This is a genomic window from Virgibacillus necropolis, assembly GCF_044793635.1.
In the GTDB taxonomy this organism is placed as follows: domain Bacteria; phylum Bacillota; class Bacilli; order Bacillales; family Amphibacillaceae; genus Virgibacillus_F; species Virgibacillus_F necropolis_A.
Window position 1 is genome coordinate 1664368 of record NZ_CP084992.1, and the last position, 21301, is coordinate 1685668.

Sequence of the window (21301 nt, forward strand, 5' to 3'; positions counted from 1 at the left end):
TAGTAATTGCTCTAAATTATACAATCATCCTCTAAAAATGACAATAAAATAATAAGGCTTATACCATATAGGAATAAGCCTATCCATTCATAACCTCATTCACCACACGTTCACTTGCATGTCCATCTTCTAAATAACAAAATTTCTGATAAAAAGCTTCTGTTGTTTCAGATGGGGTAAAACCATTTTGACTAAGGTCTTTAATTTCAGCTATTACTTCTTCTGTCGTTTTAACCAACGGACCGGGAGCCTTTTTCTCAAAGTCAAAATAAAAGCCCCGCAGGTTATCCCGATACTTTTCCATATCATAAACGAAGAATATCATTGGTCTCTTCAGGTTCGCATAATCAAAAAATACAGAAGAATAATCGGTAATTAATAAATCAGATATAAGATATAATTCCCTAATGTCTTCGTGGTATGTGCAATCATATACAAAGCCCTCGTATTCGGTTAAATCTAGTTTCCCAGCAACAAAATAGTGAAGCCTCAAAAATAGGATATACTCATCACCAATTTCTGCTTTTATCCGGGCTAAATCCATCTGTAAGTCAAATTTATTTTTGTCACGATTGTATAATTCATCATCTCTCCATGTAGGTGCATACAGAATGATTTTTTTATCTGTTGGAAAATTGTACCGTTTTTTGATCCCCGTAATTGTATCTTCATTATTGGAATTTATTAAGAAATCATTTCTCGGATACCCTGATTCAATCATTGTCCGATCAAAATGAAAAGCGCTTTTAAATATTTCAGTTGAATAGGCATTTGGCGATACTAGATAATCCCACTTTCTAGCTGACTCCAGAAAATCCCGTTTATATTTATCCGAATTAGAACCGGGCATATGGACCTCATCCATATCTGCCGCTAATTTCTTTAATGGTGTACCGTGCCATGTCTGCACATAAATCGTATTTCCTGGTTTAGGAATCCATAAAGGTAAACGACTATTAGTAATCCAATACTTCGCTCTGGCCATTATGAATAACCACCTGATGGATAAACGCTGAACATGCTTACCATCAGGCTTGGAAAAGTACTTTTCATCGACACTCCAGTACATGTCATAATCGGGATGGTTTTTCAGCATATATTCATATATCGCCCTGGGGTTATCGCTGTATTGCCTCCCTAAAAAGCTTTCAAAAATTATCATCTTATTATTTTTGGGCAATACCCAACCAAGGAATTTAAATACAACTTTATACAGTGTATAAACGATTCCCTTAACTTTTTTCCTCATTTTATCCCTGCTATCAGCAAATCAATTAGTTAATGTCTTGTAAAAACTTTCCATTGCCTCTTCATTAAACGCTTCAACATCAAACTTGTCCTGTTCATTACTCCCTTTAATTACGGATTCCATACCTTCACATAATCCGCTTACAGAGTTTTCCGTCAAGGTTCCATACCTGCCATCCTCTAAGATATATCTGCTTGCAACAATGTCCGTGGAAACGATAGAAAGATCAAGGGCTAATGACTCTAATAAAACGAGTGGATGTCCTTCATAATGGGAGGACAATACAAATGCATCACACATCCCCATCAAATAAAACGGATTCGATTTATGCCCAACCAGGAACACTGATTGCTCTACGCCATGCGCCCGAATCAGTTTTTCCAGCGTTCCTCTTGCCGGGCCCTCGCCGATAATATAAAGCCGTGTATTTTCATACTTTTTGTGGAGTTCCGCAAATGCTTCAATAAGTTGGTCTTGTCCTTTTTCTGGTGACAACCTGCCCATATTAACAAAATTGGTGTAACCATCTTGTTGTGGAAGTGGGACATCATAAATTTCGTTGCCCTTTAAATTCACCAATACAGGTTTATTATTTTTCTCATACACATCGCTGTCATCTTTTGATAACGTCTCAATTTTCTTAACGTTAATCGAGTTAATTAAATAACTAACCTTCGTATCCTCAATATACTCTTTTAGATTCTCTTTGTTTACTTCCATTGTTGCTTCAGAAACACTAATTAGTTCGTCAAAATACTTGTATATGGTAAAGACCCCTCGTAAATTAATATAATGCGGTCTTTTTCCATTTACATTTCTATTCATATCAGAAAGCATATCACTATGCATGACAATCATTTTCTTTTTCGCGTTACCTGCTAATATAACATTCGGCCAGAACATAGCATAGCCACTAAAGTCTATTGCGTAATCAAATTCTACATTACCAAAAATCCGTTTATATTCTCTATTATACATATCAGAAGGAAAGATAGACTTTAGAAATTCTGAAGTCAATCCTCTGTTTTTTATAATATAATTCCGCAACTCTTCCCCTATCGTCTGGCTGATTCGTCCAGATTTAGCAACGAGTCTGGCATTGGGATTCATTTTCATTATATTTGATTTCGCATGTGCACTATTTGATTGATTAATTAAAACGGAAACATCATATTTCGTGTAATCAATATTATCCAATAAATTTAATACAGATCCTGTTATTCCATTATTTTGCAGTCCTCCAGGATAGATCATGATCTTTTCTTTTTTCTCATCAGCTGAGCATGCAGCTTGCTTTTGAACCTTGCCATCCAATCCAAAGATTGTTTTTACGACATTTTCAGTTACATTGCCATAATCATGATAGCAGAACCTGTCCACAAAATGGTTATACGTTTCCTTGTACTTTTCCTGAACCGTATCAATATTGCTGATACTGTCGATTAGACCATCAACATCAGTTGAAATTGGACCGGGTAAATCATTACGATCCAAGTACATGCCACGATTCTCATTGTAATCGTCATAGTCCCACATATAAAATAAAATGGGTTTTCCAGTAACTAAAAAATCAAAGAAAATACTGGAATAATCTGTAATTAAAATATCAGTTACAGCGAGAAGTTCATTCGTTTCAAACGTATCAGATACTAATTTCCCTTCTAGTAAAGCATTCTTTTTGGCATAAGGATACAAAAATGGATGTATTTTCACCACAACTTTATACTCATTACCGACACTTTCTTCTATTCGGGTAATATCATGATAGATTTGTTCAATATCATCACGCGGTTCAGATACTTTTTCACCTTTCCATGTTGGTGCATACAGAATCATTTTTCTATTTTCAAGCTCAATATTTTCCTCTTTTAACAGCTGCTTCATTTCACTTTTATCCGCGTTAACTGTAAGGTCAATTCTGGGATATCCCTCTTCCAGAATTGTACCATTGTAGATATTTTTTAATTTAAAACCATTATTAAAAATGTCCGTTGTGAATTTGTTCGGGCTCAGAATATATTCAGCACTTAGGAAATTCCGCAGCACATTACTCGCTCCGAGTGGTTGCCCTTCAATATCAAATCCCATATGCTTTAACGGCGTCCCGTGCCACGTATTTGTATATACCTGCCCTTCTTTAACGGTATATATATTGGAGAAAGTTGAATTATTAATTAAATATTTGCACGTGGCAAGATACCTATAGTATTGATCACTATTTCGTAAAACGAATCTAACATTGGTATGTTTCGCATACTTTTTTCTAACTGATTTCAAATAATCTTTATCCAATATGACCCATACGTGGACTAAGTCCTTCCAGCGAGGCTCCTGTATAAAATACTTAAATATCGCATAGGGGCTGTCGGTCATTGATTTGCCGTCCCGTGATTCATATAATACGTAATTGTTCTTTAACGGTAATTTCTCATACCATCTCGAATATTTAGCTCTTTTATTAACATCTTTTACTTTTAAATAGTTTTTTATTGGATTTACTAATACCTTTATTCTTCGTTGATTTATTTTTTTTATTGTTTTAGAATCCATTATAGTTTCTCCTTAGCATGCAAATTTAAATAGGATAACTTCATGATAATATCGATACTAATTTTATCGTAGTATTTTGTCAAAATTACTTCGGTTATACTTTACTATACCAATATGCTCATAAATTAATATAGTTCTTCGAATACTATTACGAAAATATGGGTAATTGAATATATAAGACAATTGCTATAAATAAACTGAATTGTAGTAGGAGGAGTATTCATAATGGCACTTTTCAACATGTTTAACAAAAAAACACAGTCTCCAAAAAATAAAGCAGTTACTGTAATAGGATCCGGTAGATGTGGGACTTCCATGGCCACCCGTTCCATTAACTTTCTAGGTGTCGACCTGGGAGAAGGATTTGTAAAACCGAATAAAACCAACCCAAAAGGTTTCTGGGAAAACAGGAAAATAGTTGATATTCACAAAGAAATTAAAAATGAACTCGGTAGCATGCCTTTCCGAAAAGGCTGGCAAAAGACAGGAAAAATTAAACCTTTAAAGCAAAAAATGAAGGAAACCGTAGAAGACCAATTCTCTGAAAAGTCCTTATGGGGATGGAAAGATCCGAGAACGAGTGAGTGCATTGAAATGTGGAAGGAAATCCTGTCTGAACTTAACGTAAAAGCCAATTACCTTATTATGATACGTAATCCGCTCGATGTAGCCGCTTCTTTTAAAAGAGCATATAACAGAGAGGAAAAATCAGCACTAAAACAATGGCAAATCCGAACACTTCTGGCCCTAAGAGGTACAAAAACTGACAGCCGTATAATTGTTGATTACGATGATTTTGTAGAAGATAGTTTTGGTACGGTAAAAAACATTGCGAAATCGTTTGATCTTCCCTTGCCGAATAAAACGGAATTAAAAGGAGAACTCGATTCATTTATCGACCCAACACTACGTCACAGCAGAACCACTTTAAAAGAACTGGCAAAGAGTAGTGAAATTGAAGAGGATATGAAAGAATTATACCGCGTTTGCCTAAAAGCTGCACATTCCCAAGAATATTTAAAATCAAAAAAGTTTTCCATGCATATCGATAAGCTATATTATTCTTTTTTGATTAAGCATTTTTAGATTGGATGAAATTTTTAAGACTGAGCATTATTATAGCGACGTGTTAGAACATGTAGTTGTGATGATGCTCTTTCTTTTTTATAATCACTTTTGTAGTGTATTTTTTTCTCTTTTCCAAGTATAATGAAAAAGAGTATTATTAAGAGAATGTAAACTGTATGTTATAGTAGTGTAAAGAGAATATAGTAATATATATTATATCGCGTCATTAGATGGAGGTATTCTATGAGAAAAGTAATCACATATGGAACGTTCGATTTACTCCATGTTGGTCATATTAATTTATTACGTCGCGCAAAAGAAGTTGGTGACTATTTAATTGTTGCCATATCATCAGATGAATTCAATGCACTTAAAGATAAAAAAGCATATTATAGCTTTGAACAACGTAAGGCAATTCTAGAAGCTGTCCGTTATGTTGACGAGGTTATTCCTGAACAAAAGTGGGAACAAAAAGTAGAAGATGTGCAAGATTATGATATTGATGTATTTGTTATGGGGGATGACTGGAAAGGTGAGTTTGATTTCTTAAAGTATTACTGTGAAGTTGTATACTTACCACGAACGGTTGGTATATCAACTACTCAGATTAAAAAAGATTTGAATAAAGCGCACAATGGTTAGAGAAATAGCAATTACTGTGTACCTTTTTGTTTTTCGTACACTCTTTCATATGTTTAACTTATTTCCTCAAAAGAAGAAAACAGTCTTTGTTGCTTCATTTGGGGATAATATTTTGTTTACGTTGGACGAGTTAGAAAAACAAGTTAATACTCAGGTGATTATTCTCAAAACTTCCCAATGTAAGATTAACTTTGGACATACTTCTACTAGAAAAATTATAATTTTTGAACTATCTCATTTATTTAGTTGGATCCGGTCCATCTATCATTTAGCTACAGCTGACAAAGTATTAGTTGATAATTATTTTGGTTTTTTGGCGGTTACTGACTTCAAACCAAATGTACAGTGTATACAATTGTGGCACGCTGTTGGAGCGATTAAGCAATTTAGTTTAAAGGACCCAACTGTTAAAAATCGAACAGAGCGCGCCAATGCCCGTTTTAAAAAGGTTTATCGACGATTCACTCATATTGTAGTAGGTTCCGAAAAAATGATACCTATTTTCCACGAAAGCTTTGGTGTCTCAAAGCGTGTTTTTTTACGGACAGGTGTTCCACGTACTGATTTTTTTTATGAAACCGCTAAAATGCATGAAGTAGAACAGAATCTTAAATCAACTTTTCCAATAACCAAACGAAAAAAAGTAATTTTATATGCCCCAACATATCGCGATCAGGAACTTGATCGGATGAAAATTGAATTAGACATTAAAAAACTTGAAGCACAGCTTTCTGATGAGTACGTCCTATTCTTACGCCTTCACCCTGCTGTTAAACACAAGTATAAGGATGCAGATTCCAATTTTGTTTATGATGTAACTCATATTGCAGATTTAAATCAGCTTTTAGTTATTACTGATATATTGATCACTGATTATTCATCGATACCATTCGAATTTTCTATGCTGCAACGACCAATCGTCTTTTTTGCATATGATTTAGAGGAATATAATGAAAATGTAGGATTTTGGGAAGACTATGAAACGCTAGTACCAGGACCGGTTGTTCGAAATACAGACGATCTTTTAGAAACCATTGCTGAAAATAAATTTGATTTACAACAAGTGAAAGAATTCGCTGATGAATGGAATCAATATTCAAAAGGAAATTCAAGTGAGAAACTTGTAAAAGCGCTCTATAATGAAGGACCAAATACAAATTAAGCGATCGACCTATATTGTCGATCGCTTTTGTTTACTTATACTTTTTTTAACCCAAAGACTTTACGAATACCATCTATTAAAGGTTGTTGACCATTCAACACGACCCCAGCTAATTCTGCGATGATTTGAACGCCAATAATAATTACCCCAAATATAACCAATGACAATTGCAATGTTGCGCTATTAAATATGATAGCCATCGCACCAAAGTAAGCACTAAATCCATAAATAATAAGAACAGAAGCTTTGTGGCTATACCCCATTTTTATTAACCTGTAATGAATATGTCCTTTATCTGCCGTCCCAATGCCCTGCTTATTTATTATTCTTCTTATTATTGCAAATAAGGTATCAAAAACTGGGACTGCAATTACGATAATAGGAATAACAAAACTAAAGAATGCAATATTTTTAAACAGTCCTAATACCGCCACAACTGCTATCGCATATCCCAAAAATAAAGCACCTGTATCTCCCATGAAAATCTTGGCTGGATAAAAGTTATGATACAGGAATCCTGATGTACCTCCAATTAATACAAGCGTTAAATAGACAACCGTTACTCGAAAATCCATTACTGCCATGATAAAAATACTTACTAAAGCGATTCCTGATACACCCGCTGCTAATCCATCTAATCCATCAATTAAATTGATTGCATTTGATGCACCGACTATCCAGATAATTGTAATGATAAAACTAAAATCGTCAAAATATATAACATCAAAAAAAGGCAGGGTTATTTTTTCAATAACAACTCCAGAAGAAACAACTACAATAGCTGCAGCGGTTTGACCGTTTAACTTCATCAGTGGCTTTATTTGAAATATATCATCCAAGATTCCAGTCATTAACATAATGACCGCTCCAATTGAAATAGCAATCATTTGTTCATGTTGTGGTTGTAAATATAGTAACCCGGCAAATACCCCTAGAAAAATAGCAAGGCCACCCATACTAGCTTTAACTCCATCATGAGTTTTTCTTTTATCTGGTTTATCTACTGCACCTATTTTTATGGCTAGTTTTTTTACAAGAGGAGTTACCAATACTGCAGTAATCGATGACAGTAAAAAGGCTATCACTAATTCCGTTACATTAAACATTTGTGCACCTACTTCAAGTTAAAATATTACTTAATCAATTTTAGCAATCTCTACGTATACACTGCATTTACACAATTTTTGCCGTGAATAACCAATAAGAGGTAAACGCAATATATGAAAAATATGTTTTTTTTAGTTATTAATCATAAGCTTAGTCATTCATGTTATAATATCCCTAGAAAAACAATCAGTTAAGGGGTTTTATGTAGATGAACGTGTTAGAAAAAATAAATCAATCGAAGACTATTCAAGAATTAAAAACATATAATAAAATTGTCGAAAAAATTAATAAAAAAGAGAAACATTTTGAAAGTTTCAGTGATGACCAATTAAGAGATAAAACAATGGAACTTAAAAAACAATTAAACCAAGGAAAGACAATACACGATATAAAGGTTGATGCATTTGCTACCGTTAGAGAAGCATCTAAACGGGTATTAGGACTCAGGCATTATGATGTGCAATTACTAGGAGGATTAGTCCTTTTGAATGGAAATATTGCTGAAATGGCAACTGGTGAAGGAAAGACACTTGTTGGTTCATTAGCTAGTTACCTTGTAGCCCTTGAAGGTAAAGGAGTACATATCATTACTGTTAATGATTACTTAGCACATCGAGATAAAGAATTAATCGGACAGATTCACGAATTCCTTGGACTTTCTGTAGGCCTTAACGTTCCTGGAATAAGCAATTTTGAAAAACAGGAAGCGTATAACTGTGATATTACATATGGTGTTGGAACTGAATTCGGTTTTGATTATTTGCGTGACAACATGGTTGGTTCCATACAACAAAAAGTGCAACGCCCCTATCACTATGCAATTATTGACGAAATAGACAGTGTTTTAATTGACGAAGCAAGAACACCATTAATTGTAGCTGGCAAAGATAAACCGAGTGATAAACTTTACAGTGTATGTGCAAGCGTTGTAAAAGGTCTAAAAGAAGATGTTGATTACATATTCGATCGGGAAATGAAAGTTGTTAACTTTAGCGATACAGGGTTAAATAAGTTTGAAAAGATATTTGGTGTGGAAAATTTATTTGATCTAGAACACAGCACATTATTCCACTCACTATTACAGGCGTTACGCGCTCGCACTTTATTTGAGAGAGATGTTGACTATATTGTTGAAAAAGGTGAAGTGCAGCTCGTCGATATGAACACGGGAAGAGTGATGGAAGGTCGAAGTTTAAGTGATGGTCTTCATCAAGCGATTGAAGCTAAAGAAGGATTAGTAAATACGGATGAAAATAAAACACAAGCATCTATCACTATTCAAAACTATTATCGTATGTACCCTCTATTATCAGGGATGACCGGTACCGCTAAAACGGAAGAATCGGAAATCCGAAAAGTGTACGGTATGGACGTTATAAACATTCCTACAAATAAAGTGAATCAAAGAGAAGACCTGCCAGATATGGTGTTTTTGACGAAAGAACAGAAATATGAACACCTAGTAAAAGAAATTAAAAACAGACATAAAATAGGGCAACCTATTCTCATTGGCACCGCTTCAATATTACAATCAGAAACCGTTGCAGAGTACCTGGAGCAGGAAAACCTCCATTATCAGCTATTAAATGCAAAAAGTGTTAAACAAGAAGCAAGCTTAATTGCATTGGCCGGCCAAAACGGGCAGATAACCATTGCCACAAATATGGCTGGTCGGGGAACAGATATCCTACTTGGTGAGGGTGTAGTTGAGCTAGGTGGTCTCTATGTAATAGGTACGGAACGAAATGAAAGTAGACGAATTGATAATCAATTAAAAGGGCGTTCTGCTAGACAAGGTGACCCAGGATTAACACAGTTTATTGTTTCATTAGAAGATAACCTACCTACTCGCTTCATGGCTGATGAGCTTGAGAGGTTAAAACCAAAATTAAAGACAAATAGTGCTGGTGCAGTAAAATCAGCAAATGTACGAAAGTTAGTAGATACCGCCCAGAAAATTAGTGAAGGCGTGCAATACCAGCAGCGTGAGTATAATTTAAAATTAGAAGATGTTATTAATCAACAGCGTACCGTAATGTATGAATTTAGAGATAGTATTTTAGAGTCTTCCGAAGTATTAAACCTTTTAGCTAAACAGACCGAGGTCATACCAAATCAAATTATTGATATGCATGTCAATACTGACTCTGAAAATTTGCCTGGAGAATGGGATTTACACGAATTAGAAGCTGCATTGAATCAAACTCTAATTACTACAATCTCTTTTGAAGGAAAAGAGCTTGAAACGGTGGAAGATATTAAACAATTTGTTAAACCGCATTTCGAAGAACACCTAAAAACACTTCATTCGTATAGTGAAAATGAAGATATAGAGAAAACGGTAAAAGGGTTGGGACTATCCGTTCTAGATACATTATGGAAACGTCATTTAGATACGATGAATCAACTAAAAGAAGGTATTGGCATAAGACAGTATCAGCAGGAAGACCCGATAGAGTTATTTCAAAAAGAAGGATATACACTTTTTGAAACAATGTACCATGAAGTTGAATATCAACTTGGTATTCGATTGAAAGGGCTTATTCAAGGGATAATTGATAAACAACAAAAAGATGAATTAATTCAAAACTGATTAATGTGAGAGGAAGATATTATGTTAGGTTTTACTAAAAAGCAGAAACAAAGCGATACAACTAATTCGGTAAATGCGGATGAAGTTATCGGATCTGATAATGGTGAGCAGAGCGAAGAATTAATAGAAACCGAACTATCTCTGTCACCAAACTGGAATATCCCAAATGAAGATCGGTATGTATACGCATTTCACAATAATGAAAGCCCAAAACTAAAAGTAAATCAAATTTCGCTATATGGAATAGAATTAAATAAGCTTAAGAATAATAGTTTAGTAGCAACAGCTCTTGTGAAAAATACAATCGGAAAAAGTATTCACTTCGAAAAAGCGTCTATTTTATTATTAGGAGCAAACAAGGAAATTATTGCCAGAAAGGTATTTGATCTTAAACAAATTGGAACAATACCAACAAATTCAGCACGTCCTTGGAAATTTGCATTTTTACCAGAAGATTTAGTTGCGGATACAGACTTTGACATGAACACCTGGTCCCTAGCATTTGAAGTGAGGAAAAAACACCAATTGAGTCTTGAGGATTCATGGGAAAAGTCGATTGCTGAAGAAACAAAAAACAACTTACAAAAAGTAGTAGCTAGTGCTGCACCTTTAAAATCTGGAGAAATAAACTTCATGGGGCTAGAAGCAAAACAAAATGAAAATGGCGACTTAGTTGTAACTATATTAATCCGGAATGGTTCTAACAAAAGCATTACGCTAGAAAAAGTACCACTTGGAGTAAAAGATGCAAGTAATGATGAAATAGCTAAGGGTGGCTTCAAACTAGATGACTTTGTTGTCAAAGAAAATACAAGTAAACCTTGGTCATTCGTATTTCCATCTGCAGTTATTACGAAAGATGAAATAGACCTTTCTAAATGGCAGGTTTATGTTATAAAAAGTTAGGTTGGGGTATAATCCTCAACCTAATTTTTTATCTGATTCCAACTCGAATACTTCGATGGAAAAGGAAAAAACCCATGCAGAGAGTTTACACTACATGGGTTTTATCTCATTTATTCAATTTTAGATATATACTCAAATGACTCTTGGTTGTCGCTAAGGGTATATTTAACTTTATTATCACTCGCTGCCCGAATACCAAGTGCAAATGATACATTAATTCTAAACTGACGATACGGATTAATTTCCACCGATATTCCGTTATCTACCAGTTCCTTTTTACTATATGAAGCGACTACATTATCATCTTCATATACTTCTATATTTTCCACAGTTAATGTTTCATCACTTAGGTTATAAAATGATGTACTTACATTTTTTATAAAACCAAAACTAGTCAAAGCTGCATACGTGTTAAACTGTACTATTGGTTTATCAGTCACTGTAATTTGACTAGATGCTTTTTTTCCACCTTCAGTTTCTACTGTTATTACAGCTGTTCCTTTACTTACTGCTGTAACGATACCGTTGTTATCAACAGTTGCAATATTTGGATTGCTTGATGACCAAGTTATAGATATATCAGAAACTTTTGGTGTTAAAGTAGCAAGAAGTTGATAAGTTCGGTTGGTTATTATCACTTTACTAGTACTATTCAGTGTAATTTGACCTTCATTATAATATTCTATTTTTCTTTCAGCTTCTACCAATCTATTAATCCCTTCAATTGTAGCTTCACTATCAATTGCTAAGGCATTATCTACCAACAACCTTGCTTCCCTTACTACCTCTTTATCTGACAGCTTTATATCAACAGGTAACGCAGCTATCGCTTCTTCCGCTACCTTAACAGCTGGTGTGAGGGCATCATAGTTTATGCTTACTATATAGCTACTATCTTGATTTTGAAAAGAAACTTGATTCTTGCCATGAACGAGTCCCTTTTCGAGTGTTAACGTTTCTTTTGTGCCATCATTAAAAGTTACGGATATAGATGTAGCATCAATAACCTCAATGTCTACAACTGAGTCAGCTACCACAACTTTGATTACAATTTCTTCTGCAGAATTCCCTGCAAGATCCTCCGCATTATAATGAATATTATAAGTACCTACTTTAGTGGTATCTATTTTCGTAAGCTCTTCACCTAGTTCATTTTTAATAACAGAAATAACATTTATTTGTTCATCCTTATTGTCTGAAGCTGATATTTTCGGGATGGTAAAGTCGTTTCCTTTTTCAACATAATACGTGTTCGTTCCTTGTAAGATTAATTGCGGTGCAACCGTATCTGGTTTTTTATACGTTACATTAACAGAGAAATCTTTACCTTCATATTGAAAAGGTACTGTATTTTTTCCATCAGTTAGTGGTGTACTCAATTCTATGGTAGTTGTTTCATTATTTGAAAAAGTAACCCTAACATGCGTTGCGTCTACTACAGTAACTGACTTTACTTCTGTAAATAAATTTCCGTAACTTGTTTCAGTATTAAATGAAAGTAATGCAAAATCGCCACGTTTCATTGGTAAATTAGGACCGAAAGTAGTTTTGGTCATACCAGCTATAAGACCATGAGAATATAAGACTTTGATATCATTTATATACCATGCATCGTCAACTACATCTGTAAATGGAAGAGTTTTCTCTTCTTTTAATTTCAAATCATATCCTTGAACAATCATTCTAGACAATGCTGCTCGAGTAATATTTTCCTTTGTTCCAAAAGTGTTTTCGTTGATACCTACTATAATTTCCGCTTCATATAAAGAGTTAATTGCTCCGGAATACCATACCCCTTGCTTAACATCATTAAAAGGAGCTGGTGGTGCATTCTCAGTATCTAAGTTTAATAAATTCGCAAGCATTACAGATGCTTCAGCACGTGTAATTGAGGCGCCTACTTTAAACTCCCCGTTATCATAACCTTGCACAATTCCAGCATCCGATAAAGCTAGGATTGGTTCAAAATATACCGTTCCTTCTTTTACATCAGTAAATTTGCTGTCTGCTGATACACTAGGTATGGATATAACAGTTGCGATAGCCAAGGCAATCAATAATGTTACAAACATACGGTAAGGAATACTTTTGTATTTCATGTTGTTATTCTTCCTCTCAGATTCTATGTAGCTAGATAAGTGAAGAAAAAATAGCTTCTTACTCCTCACTTAATCTAAACCCTTTATAATTATCTTACATTTAAACATAAAAAGATAGTGCATTTTTGACTTTTTGGGACAATGACCCCCAAAAAATGCAAAAGAAAAACGAATTAACTTATCTGTATTAATCCGTAGTGGTTCTGACAAAAGCATACAAATAAACCTTAGTCATTCGTTATTTCCACTTTGTTTCAAAAAATGAAATAGACCTTTCTAAAATGGCAGGGTGTACATTATAAAAAGTTAGGTTGGGCTAAAATAAAAAAAACCTATAGGTAGACTTTTTTAAGTTGTCTACTCTATAGGGTACATTTTATTTACTCCTGAGGCTTTTAATGAGATCTATTCTACTGTTGACTTTCTGCTTTATTTATAAAAATACTAAATTCTGCTCGTGTTACATTTTCACTAGGTTTGTATTCTCCATCCGGATACCCCATTGAAATACCACTTTGAGCAATGGCATTAATGAAGGATGAAGCCCAATGACTACTTTTAACATCAGAAAAATAACTGTCATTTGTTTTAGGAATGCCATAGGCTATTTGTATAATAACAGCAATTTCTGCTCGTGTCAGATTCGCATTCTTTGCAAATACTTTGTCGCCTCTTCCTTGAAATAACCCTTCATTCTCCACTGCTGCGATTTCTTTATAAAACTTATCTGTTGGTTTAACATCCACAAACATTGGATTTGTTACATTACTGGTATCTAAGTTCAATTCACGTGTTAACATAAGTGCTGCATGTTGACGGCTGATTGATTCATCTGGACGAAAATGACCATCTTCGTGTCCCGAAATTGTACCATTATTATATAGATACATGATTGCTGGAAATGCCCAATGCACAAGACTAACATCCGGAAATACTTGTTCAGGTGCAGTAGATACAGCCATCAATATCGTAGAAACAGAACGTTCATACCCATCTGAAGGTAAGTTCGCCAGCATAATCTTTTCAGTTCCAGGATACCGAACAGCCATTGTAGTTGAACCACCGCCATCCATATTTAATGCACGATAAGCACCCATGCTAACTAGGTATTCTGCAAACTCTGTCAAATTTATTCCATTACTATAACCTTCTTGTCTTCCATCAACAGTTACAAAAAACACCTTCTCACCTGTACGGTCAATCGCAACTGCAGTTCTAGGTGCTCTTGTTCTAGCACTATCGCTATTAGGATCCATTGTTAATGACACTTTTCCATCCTCAACCAACATAGGACCGCTAGCAAGCATAAATGAAGAATTCTTCCATTGTTCATCTATGTCTATTGATAGTTTGATAGAATCTCCTATCTCAATACCTTTCATTTTATCAGAACCTGTGCCATGCGCTGATAATACAAATCCCTTTTTAGGTATCACTGTTTCTGTCGTATCACCTGGGTTACGAATAGATTCAACTGTCCCTGTTACAACTGATCCATATTCTAGACTAGGAGCAGATGGTAATTTAACAACTATCTCCGTCCCCCACTTATTCGTTTCCGTATATTGGCTTGAGAAATGGGATGTATATAGAATTGTATTATTTGGAGAACGTGTTTTATTGGTACTAGTAATATCATAGCTTTTATTGTTATGTATATACTTCATTTCTAATTGGTAGTAATCAATAACCCCTTTACCGTTTGCATTAATACCAAAGGCAATAGGTTCGTTAACATAGTTACTTTCACCTGCGAAAACTTCACCTGCATGGACAAGTCTATTATTCTTGGAAACTAAGTTCATGGCTGTCCCTAAATGAAAGAATGAGCCATTAATTGCTCCTAGTACTGCATGACCTTCCTGATGGTAATCAAGTGCTAATGATGTCGTAGTATGCACCTGATTTAGAACTGATGGAATTCCAACTTCAACACTTGTATATGGATCATTCATGTTGATTTCCATTACTCGTACTGCTTTATTTGTTTCCCCATCCGAAAAACGGATATCCTTATAATTGACTCCTTGTGAAACCTTAAATTGTTCATTTATTGTTGCTGCATTAACAGTTAATGGCGACCCTGCTAAGACTATTAAAATCACTAAGATAAATACTTGTATACTTACTTTATATCTCTTTTGCCATTTCACTAAAATACTCCCCCCAACTAAGTTGTCAATCTACTATAATAGTATTCACGACTCTTTTGGAAATAAATAGATATAGATTAATACTTTTTACTTTGGGTTTATCTTTGTAATACACATTATTCAAAACACAAAAGAAAATTTGCTTTAAATGCATTTGACAATAATTTAAGGGGAATTGAAAATGTTAGTGATCCAAAGTGTTGAAAAAAGTTATCTGATATAAGGTTGAATTAATTTTAAAATACCAGCGATTGATAAAAGGGAATAATTAATAAAGAAGGTTAATCATGTGCTGAACACATCACTACTAGGTTTAGTGAAATATTTGTGTTCCTCCTAAACCATGGATGCTCTCAAACAATAATATAAATTGGGGCAGTTCACTCTTCTCATGTTGCCTTTCAAAATATATATTGTTCGGTTATATTTTCGAAAGAACACAGAAATAACCTGCAGATATTTTACCATCCACAGGCCTTTTCTGTGTTTTATTTTTTTTGTGATATCTGACTTATATCACGTACATAATACGAACTTAAAATGAATGTTATTTCGACAGGATTTCCCTCAATACCGGTATAAGACACTACTAGGTTATCATCATTAAGCGTGATTTCTCCATCTGTATATTTCGTTTTCGTCTCATCACTGTAATAGACATAATTAAACTCAGCTGAGTTTCCAGCTATGTCAATGACTTTTCCACCCCACCGGCCGAAGCCATGGTTTCCTTGATAACCAAGGTGAACATTGTAAGCTTTTTCGGAAGATGTACCAACAGAGAACATATCTCCAACAGGCATTTGATTAATTACACCAGTATATATCTGTTTATCCACTAAATAATCTAAAGCATTAACAAGCAATAGATCCGACTTTTGAATGGATATATCAGCGTCAGTATCCACAATTAGTTCTATCCCAAAGGCTTTTTCAGTTAAAGTACCCACAGTTCCTGAAGCAATTGTTATTTTTGCAGATTTTATAGCTTCTACATTTTCAATGTCGCCATCAAGAATAACCTCACCAATGGTGTCAATTGTTACAGTACCAACAGTTCTTTCATTCACAAAATGAGTGCCATTTTCATCTTCAATTAAAACAGCCCCAAGTGTTCCTTCATTAGTGAATGTATTACTAGCAACATCTTTAATTATCGTGACCTCTGTAACTGTTGTAGTTGCATCAATAATAAAATCAGCGTTTGGTATATTTACAATTAAATCTCCATTGATTGTTAAATTCCTCAAATCAATAATACCAGTTACATTACCACTAATTGTTACATTTCCATTAACGGTAAGTCCTTCACCATTCTTTGGACCAAAGGTGATATTCTTTCCAGATGATGCTACTTTTATGTTTAAATCCCCACTGTAAGTCCCTGTAGAATTAATAATATCTTCATTGCTATTATCGACTTATACCAAGTTAATGGCTTTCGGTTCGATCCTTCACCGTGCAGGCGACTTTCATCGCACACGGCGATCCGTCAGTATAATAGAATTAGTATAACGGGCATGGTTCATAATACCTATAAACATCCCTTAAAAATACCAATCATGAGTTCACATGATTGGTATACTAACCTTTCATACTGACTGTGTTCCTTCGCTCCGGCTAGTTTTACCCTCTCGTTATGTCACCATCACGATACAAACGGCTAGCCATCAACACTACTATGAACCCGCCGCCATCTTATTAGCATCATAAGTGCTAACCCACCTCTTCTAACAAGACATCAAACGTTCCATCATTTCTATCCCTATATTTAATGACCTTAGGTCTCCACTACCCAGGCATAAGAACGAACGGTTTAACAGTCAATTATTCCAATCGCCAAAACATTACTTCAAATGTTTGGATGGATACTAAACTCCTAGCTTGTATTCTTAGTATCAACTAACTTATCCTGCTTCATCATGGATTCGTTTCCTGACCATAATCATTTTTTAAGGAGCCCCGCCTCACCTTTTTGTAAGTACGACTTCACCTGACTTCATCCCTTCAACTGAGTTAGAGCCTCATTGGATGCAGGAGGATTAGGCACACGTTTATAGACTGTTACCATGTATAGGGATTTCACCCATTATTTAGAAGTGATAGTTAAAAAAGTGCCTCCAGAAAGTCGACTCTACATCTATTTCCGGAGGCATCTTTTCACTTATTTCACTAGATAACTAGCTTATAAAGTAACGTTTCGTTTAGTTTTATTTAGAAGTATCCCAGTTACCTTCTTTTACTTCAAGAAGAACAGTTTTTCCATCGCGGTCGATTGTAAGTTCTTGAGAGCTTACATAGTAACCATCGATGTATGCTGCTACTTTATAAGAACCATTTGCAAGTTCGAATTCATTTCCATTTTCATCAGTATGAACAATGTTACCAGCTTCATCAAATACAACAACTTTTGATTTTTGGTCATTTGATGAACCTTCTAAAACAGTATTAACTGTTACAGGGTAAGTAGCTTCTGTTTCACTCATTACAATCTTAGTTTTGAAGTCTTCATTATCCTCTAATGATACTCCTAAAGTTTGTGTATTGTACCCTTCTTCCTCAACAACTATGCTGTATTCGCCTACAGAAAGATTATCGAATAAGTGTTGTGAGTCAGTAGAAACTTGGTAAGCACCTGCTTCAATGTTTACATCTTCCGAACGGTCTGCCCAAGCATCGTAAATTGTAATTGTGTTGGCATTTAGATCTTTGTTAGCTCCATCTACAACAGATACATCGATTTGTGCTGCAGCTTCTTCAAGGCCTAGATGATGATTTTCAACTTTATCTTTGTTGTTCAAAGTAAGTTGTTCAACATATGTTTTGTATTCTGCAGTTCCACCGTTAGAATCAGAATCAACTGCATTATCACGAACAACTACTGTGAAAATTCCTGGCCATAAATCTACACCAGCTTCATATTCAGCAGCAGTAGCTGTATCAACCAAATTTCCGTTTTGGTAGAATGATACAGTTGCGTCACTAACCGCACTTAATGAATCGTTGTTACGCACTAGACCTTGGACACTAGCATATTTAGTTGGGATAACTAAATCCAAACTATTAGATTTAACTACAGCTTCTTTACCTTCAGATACCGAAACTGTGCTTTCTCCAGACTTATATCCAGGTTTATAAATTTCAACAGTATATTTACCAGGTACAAGCCCACCAAATTCACCTGCGGTTGCAGTTTCAGTTGTAGCATCTTTAGTGATCTCATCAACATTGACTACTTCTCTTGCGACCTCTTTACCATTCGAATCTTTTAAAACTACGACAGTTTTATCAACAGTTTCATCAGAAGCTTCACCTGGATTAGTGATATTTACAGCTTCAGCAATTCCTGTAATAGAACCACCTAGTACCGCTTCATATTGTTCACCTTTCACCAACTTAACAGGTTTGTCTTCACCTTCGGTGTCAACATATTTAGAAACATCGGCATCAGTTACAGTAAATGAGTATTCTTTAGCAACTACATAATCTCCTGCAACAACTACAGTATAATCACCAGCTGTAAGGTTTTTGTTAAAGTTGAATTTAACGTCACCATTTACTGAAGTTAAGTCTGAGCTTCCCGCTACAACTGCACCATCTGAATTGTGAACAGTAGCAAATAAATTAGTTTTATTAATTGTTTTTGATACTGGTGCACCTAGATAGAAATCAACATCTGCACCAAGTGCTAATTCAATGTTTTGACCAGTAAGATTTTTTCCTTCTTCGACCGAAAGAGATTTAGTTGTTACAGTGTCTAGTCCAGCTCCACCAGTATATGTTGCTGATAGGTTATAATCGTCAGAAGTTAATTTTAAATCTTCAAATGTATAATTACCATTCGACTCTGTCTTTACAGTTTGACCTGCTAGTTCAACGATTGCATTCTCAACAGGGTCACCATCTCTTGTAATTTTACCGCTGATATCTATTTTCTTAATTTCAGTAAGTTCTGTAGCACCCAGCTCAGTGATTTGACGATTGTCATTTACTGTGAACTCTACAGATTCACTATGATAACCAGTTTTATCGATTGATAATCTGTATTTACCACCGAACTCAATGAAGTTACCAGGAGTAATTCCTTTGTCCGATTGGTCAATAGAATAAGAACCATCTGCCTCAACGTTTTCAGAATGGATAGTAACCCACTCGCCAAGATCTTCACTATATGCTTGGAATGAAACAGTAGATCCAGACACGTCTTCACCAGTTACTTTATTGACAATTTCACCAGAAATAGCAATATCTTCTTGGGAGATTTCTGTGAAGTTTTCTGTAATTACTGATGATACTTTATCATTAGTCACACGAACTTTTTCTGTTTGTGATTCGTAAGAAGGTTTTGTGATATTGATTTCATAGAACTTATCAGTATCAAGATTTTTCACTTGATAGAAACCTTGTGCATTAGTAGTGTACTCTTTACCATCAACAGTAACTGTTGCACCAGCAACACCGACATCTTCACCTTCATCATTTTTTTCAAGTACAAACCCAGCGATTGAAGTTTCTTCATCAACTACAGCTACTTTAGTAGTTTTAGAGATTGACTCATCACCTAGGTAAGCTTTTACAGTTACTTCATACGTTCCAACCTCTAGTACATCTGATGAAAATGAGAATGAACCATCTTCATTTAAATCAGCTGCTTTTTCTTCTCCGTCAATTGTAACGGTAACGCGATCTGCTCCAGATACTTCACCAGTTACATCAATTGTGTAATCTGCATTAGCAACAGCATTTACACTGTCAATTGCGAATCCTGGAATTCCTTCGTCTGGTTTTGGCAACATATTACCAAATTTGTAATCAGTGTTAGCTAATAACCATGCGAAATCTCCACGTTTAATTGGATCATTTGGTCCGAATGTGTTTGCATCTTGACCAGAAATTAATCCGTTAGCGTATAGAGTTTGAATTGCAGGTTGGTACCAAGCTCCATCTTTTAAATCAGTGAATGGAAGGTCTGCTTCTTCACCAGGGATGTTATAAGCCTCTACAACTAGTTGTGCAAATTGAGCACGTGTCATTTGATTATTAACACCGAATGTACCGTCATTTAATCCAACGATATGTCCAGCTTCGTAAAGAGCGTTAATTGAGTTTGTATACCAAACATCTTCCTTAACATCCGGGAAGTCAGTACTAGGTGCATTAGTATCTAGTTCAAGAATCTTTGAAACCATAACTGATGCTTCAGCACGTGTTACAAGATTCCCCATTTTAAACTCTCCATCTGTGTAACCTGTTACAACTTCTGCTTCAGCTAAATCATTAATCACATTAAAGTAACCATGATCTGTTGGTACATCAGGAAAAGTTTGTTCTTGTTCTGCAGCAAAACTAGCTGTAGGTGCTACAGCTGATGCTACCATTGCAGCAGTTGCTGTTGTAGCAAATAGCTTACGACTTGTCTTCGACTTTGCCATTGAATAATTCCTCCTTGTGACTCTTACTATTTTTTTATTATTCTTAGAAACTATTTTCTACATTTTCACTTCTATGTATTATAGATTCCAAGAATAATAATATAAATCAAGCAAAAAATGATTAATATAGTTCTTTTTACGCTTGATTACTATCAACTCTAGGTTTAATTACTTACTACAAGAATATAACACCAAAATTAGCAAAATTCAACAACTATGGTAAATTTTTTACGATTATTTTACAAACTGTAATATTACTGGAAAACCTAGGTAATTTATATATCGACAAGTTGTGCTGATTGTTTAACTTTTTTTGAAATAGTTTTTGATGTGGATCATA

11 protein-coding genes and 1 pseudogene are annotated in these 21301 nt (G+C 34.9%); 5 read left to right on the forward strand and 7 right to left on the reverse strand.

Annotated features, from left to right (window positions below; genetic code table 11):
- Positions 1-79: 79 nt before the first annotated feature.
- Together LG329_RS07945 and LG329_RS07950 are read right to left on the reverse strand one after the other, a co-directional pair.
- A pseudogene (locus LG329_RS07945) lies at positions 80-1252 on the reverse strand (CDP-glycerol glycerophosphotransferase family protein); the annotation flags it as partial.
- Positions 1253-1270: 18 nt separating this feature from the next.
- The gene (locus tag LG329_RS07950; protein ID WP_404455636.1) at positions 1271-3799 is read right to left on the reverse strand and encodes a CDP-glycerol glycerophosphotransferase family protein; all 2529 of its coding nucleotides are present in this window, start codon (positions 3797-3799) and stop codon (positions 1271-1273) included.
- Between the two features lie 225 nt (positions 3800-4024).
- Here LG329_RS07950 and LG329_RS07955 point away from each other — a divergent pair, with 225 nt between their 5' ends.
- The 3 genes from LG329_RS07955 to LG329_RS07965 all read left to right on the forward strand — a co-directional run bounded on the left by LG329_RS07955 (position 4025) and on the right by LG329_RS07965 (position 6671).
- The gene (locus LG329_RS07955; protein ID WP_404455637.1) at positions 4025-4885 is read left to right on the forward strand and encodes a sulfotransferase family protein; all 861 of its coding nucleotides are present in this window, start codon (positions 4025-4027) and stop codon (positions 4883-4885) included.
- Between the two features lie 225 nt (positions 4886-5110).
- Positions 5111-5509 (forward strand): glycerol-3-phosphate cytidylyltransferase, encoded by a 399-nt coding sequence (gene tagD / locus LG329_RS07960; RefSeq protein WP_404455640.1) that lies wholly within the window; start codon positions 5111-5113, stop codon positions 5507-5509.
- Positions 5502-6671: a CDP-glycerol glycerophosphotransferase family protein gene (locus LG329_RS07965; protein WP_404455643.1), complete on the forward strand. Its 1170-nt coding sequence runs from the start codon at positions 5502-5504 to the stop codon at positions 6669-6671. Before tagD ends, LG329_RS07965 begins: the two co-directional genes overlap by 8 nt.
- 35 nt (positions 6672-6706) lie before the next feature.
- On the opposite strand, the gene LG329_RS07970 is transcribed toward LG329_RS07965, so the two are convergent.
- The gene (locus tag LG329_RS07970; RefSeq protein ID WP_404455646.1) at positions 6707-7777 is read right to left on the reverse strand and encodes a glycosyltransferase family 4 protein; all 1071 of its coding nucleotides are present in this window, start codon (positions 7775-7777) and stop codon (positions 6707-6709) included.
- 209 nt (positions 7778-7986) lie between these two features.
- On the opposite strand from LG329_RS07970, the gene secA2 reads away from it, so the two are divergent.
- Positions 7987-10371 (forward strand): accessory Sec system translocase SecA2, encoded by a 2385-nt coding sequence (gene secA2 / locus LG329_RS07975; RefSeq protein ID WP_404455648.1) that lies wholly within the window; start codon positions 7987-7989, stop codon positions 10369-10371.
- Between the two features lie 21 nt (positions 10372-10392).
- Positions 10393-11277: an accessory Sec system S-layer assembly protein gene (locus LG329_RS07980; RefSeq protein ID WP_404455650.1), complete on the forward strand. Its 885-nt coding sequence runs from the start codon at positions 10393-10395 to the stop codon at positions 11275-11277.
- 110 nt (positions 11278-11387) lie between these two features.
- On the opposite strand, the gene LG329_RS07985 is transcribed toward LG329_RS07980, so the two are convergent.
- The 4 genes from LG329_RS07985 to LG329_RS08000 form a co-directional block, all read right to left on the reverse strand.
- Positions 11388-13376 (reverse strand): S-layer homology domain-containing protein, encoded by a 1989-nt coding sequence (locus LG329_RS07985; protein ID WP_404455653.1) that lies wholly within the window; start codon positions 13374-13376, stop codon positions 11388-11390.
- Between the two features lie 410 nt (positions 13377-13786).
- Complete coding sequence (locus tag LG329_RS07990; protein WP_404455655.1) at positions 13787-15529, reverse strand: S-layer homology domain-containing protein; 1743 nt, start codon at positions 15527-15529, stop codon at positions 13787-13789.
- A 488-nt stretch (positions 15530-16017) separates the two neighbouring features.
- The gene (locus LG329_RS07995) at positions 16018-16779 is read right to left on the reverse strand and encodes a hypothetical protein (protein WP_404455658.1); all 762 of its coding nucleotides are present in this window, start codon (positions 16777-16779) and stop codon (positions 16018-16020) included.
- 960 nt (positions 16780-17739) lie between these two features.
- Positions 17740-20961, reverse strand: a complete 3222-nt coding sequence (locus tag LG329_RS08000) for an S-layer homology domain-containing protein (RefSeq protein ID WP_404455661.1) — start codon at positions 20959-20961, stop codon at positions 17740-17742.
- Positions 20962-21301: the final 340 nt, after the last annotated feature.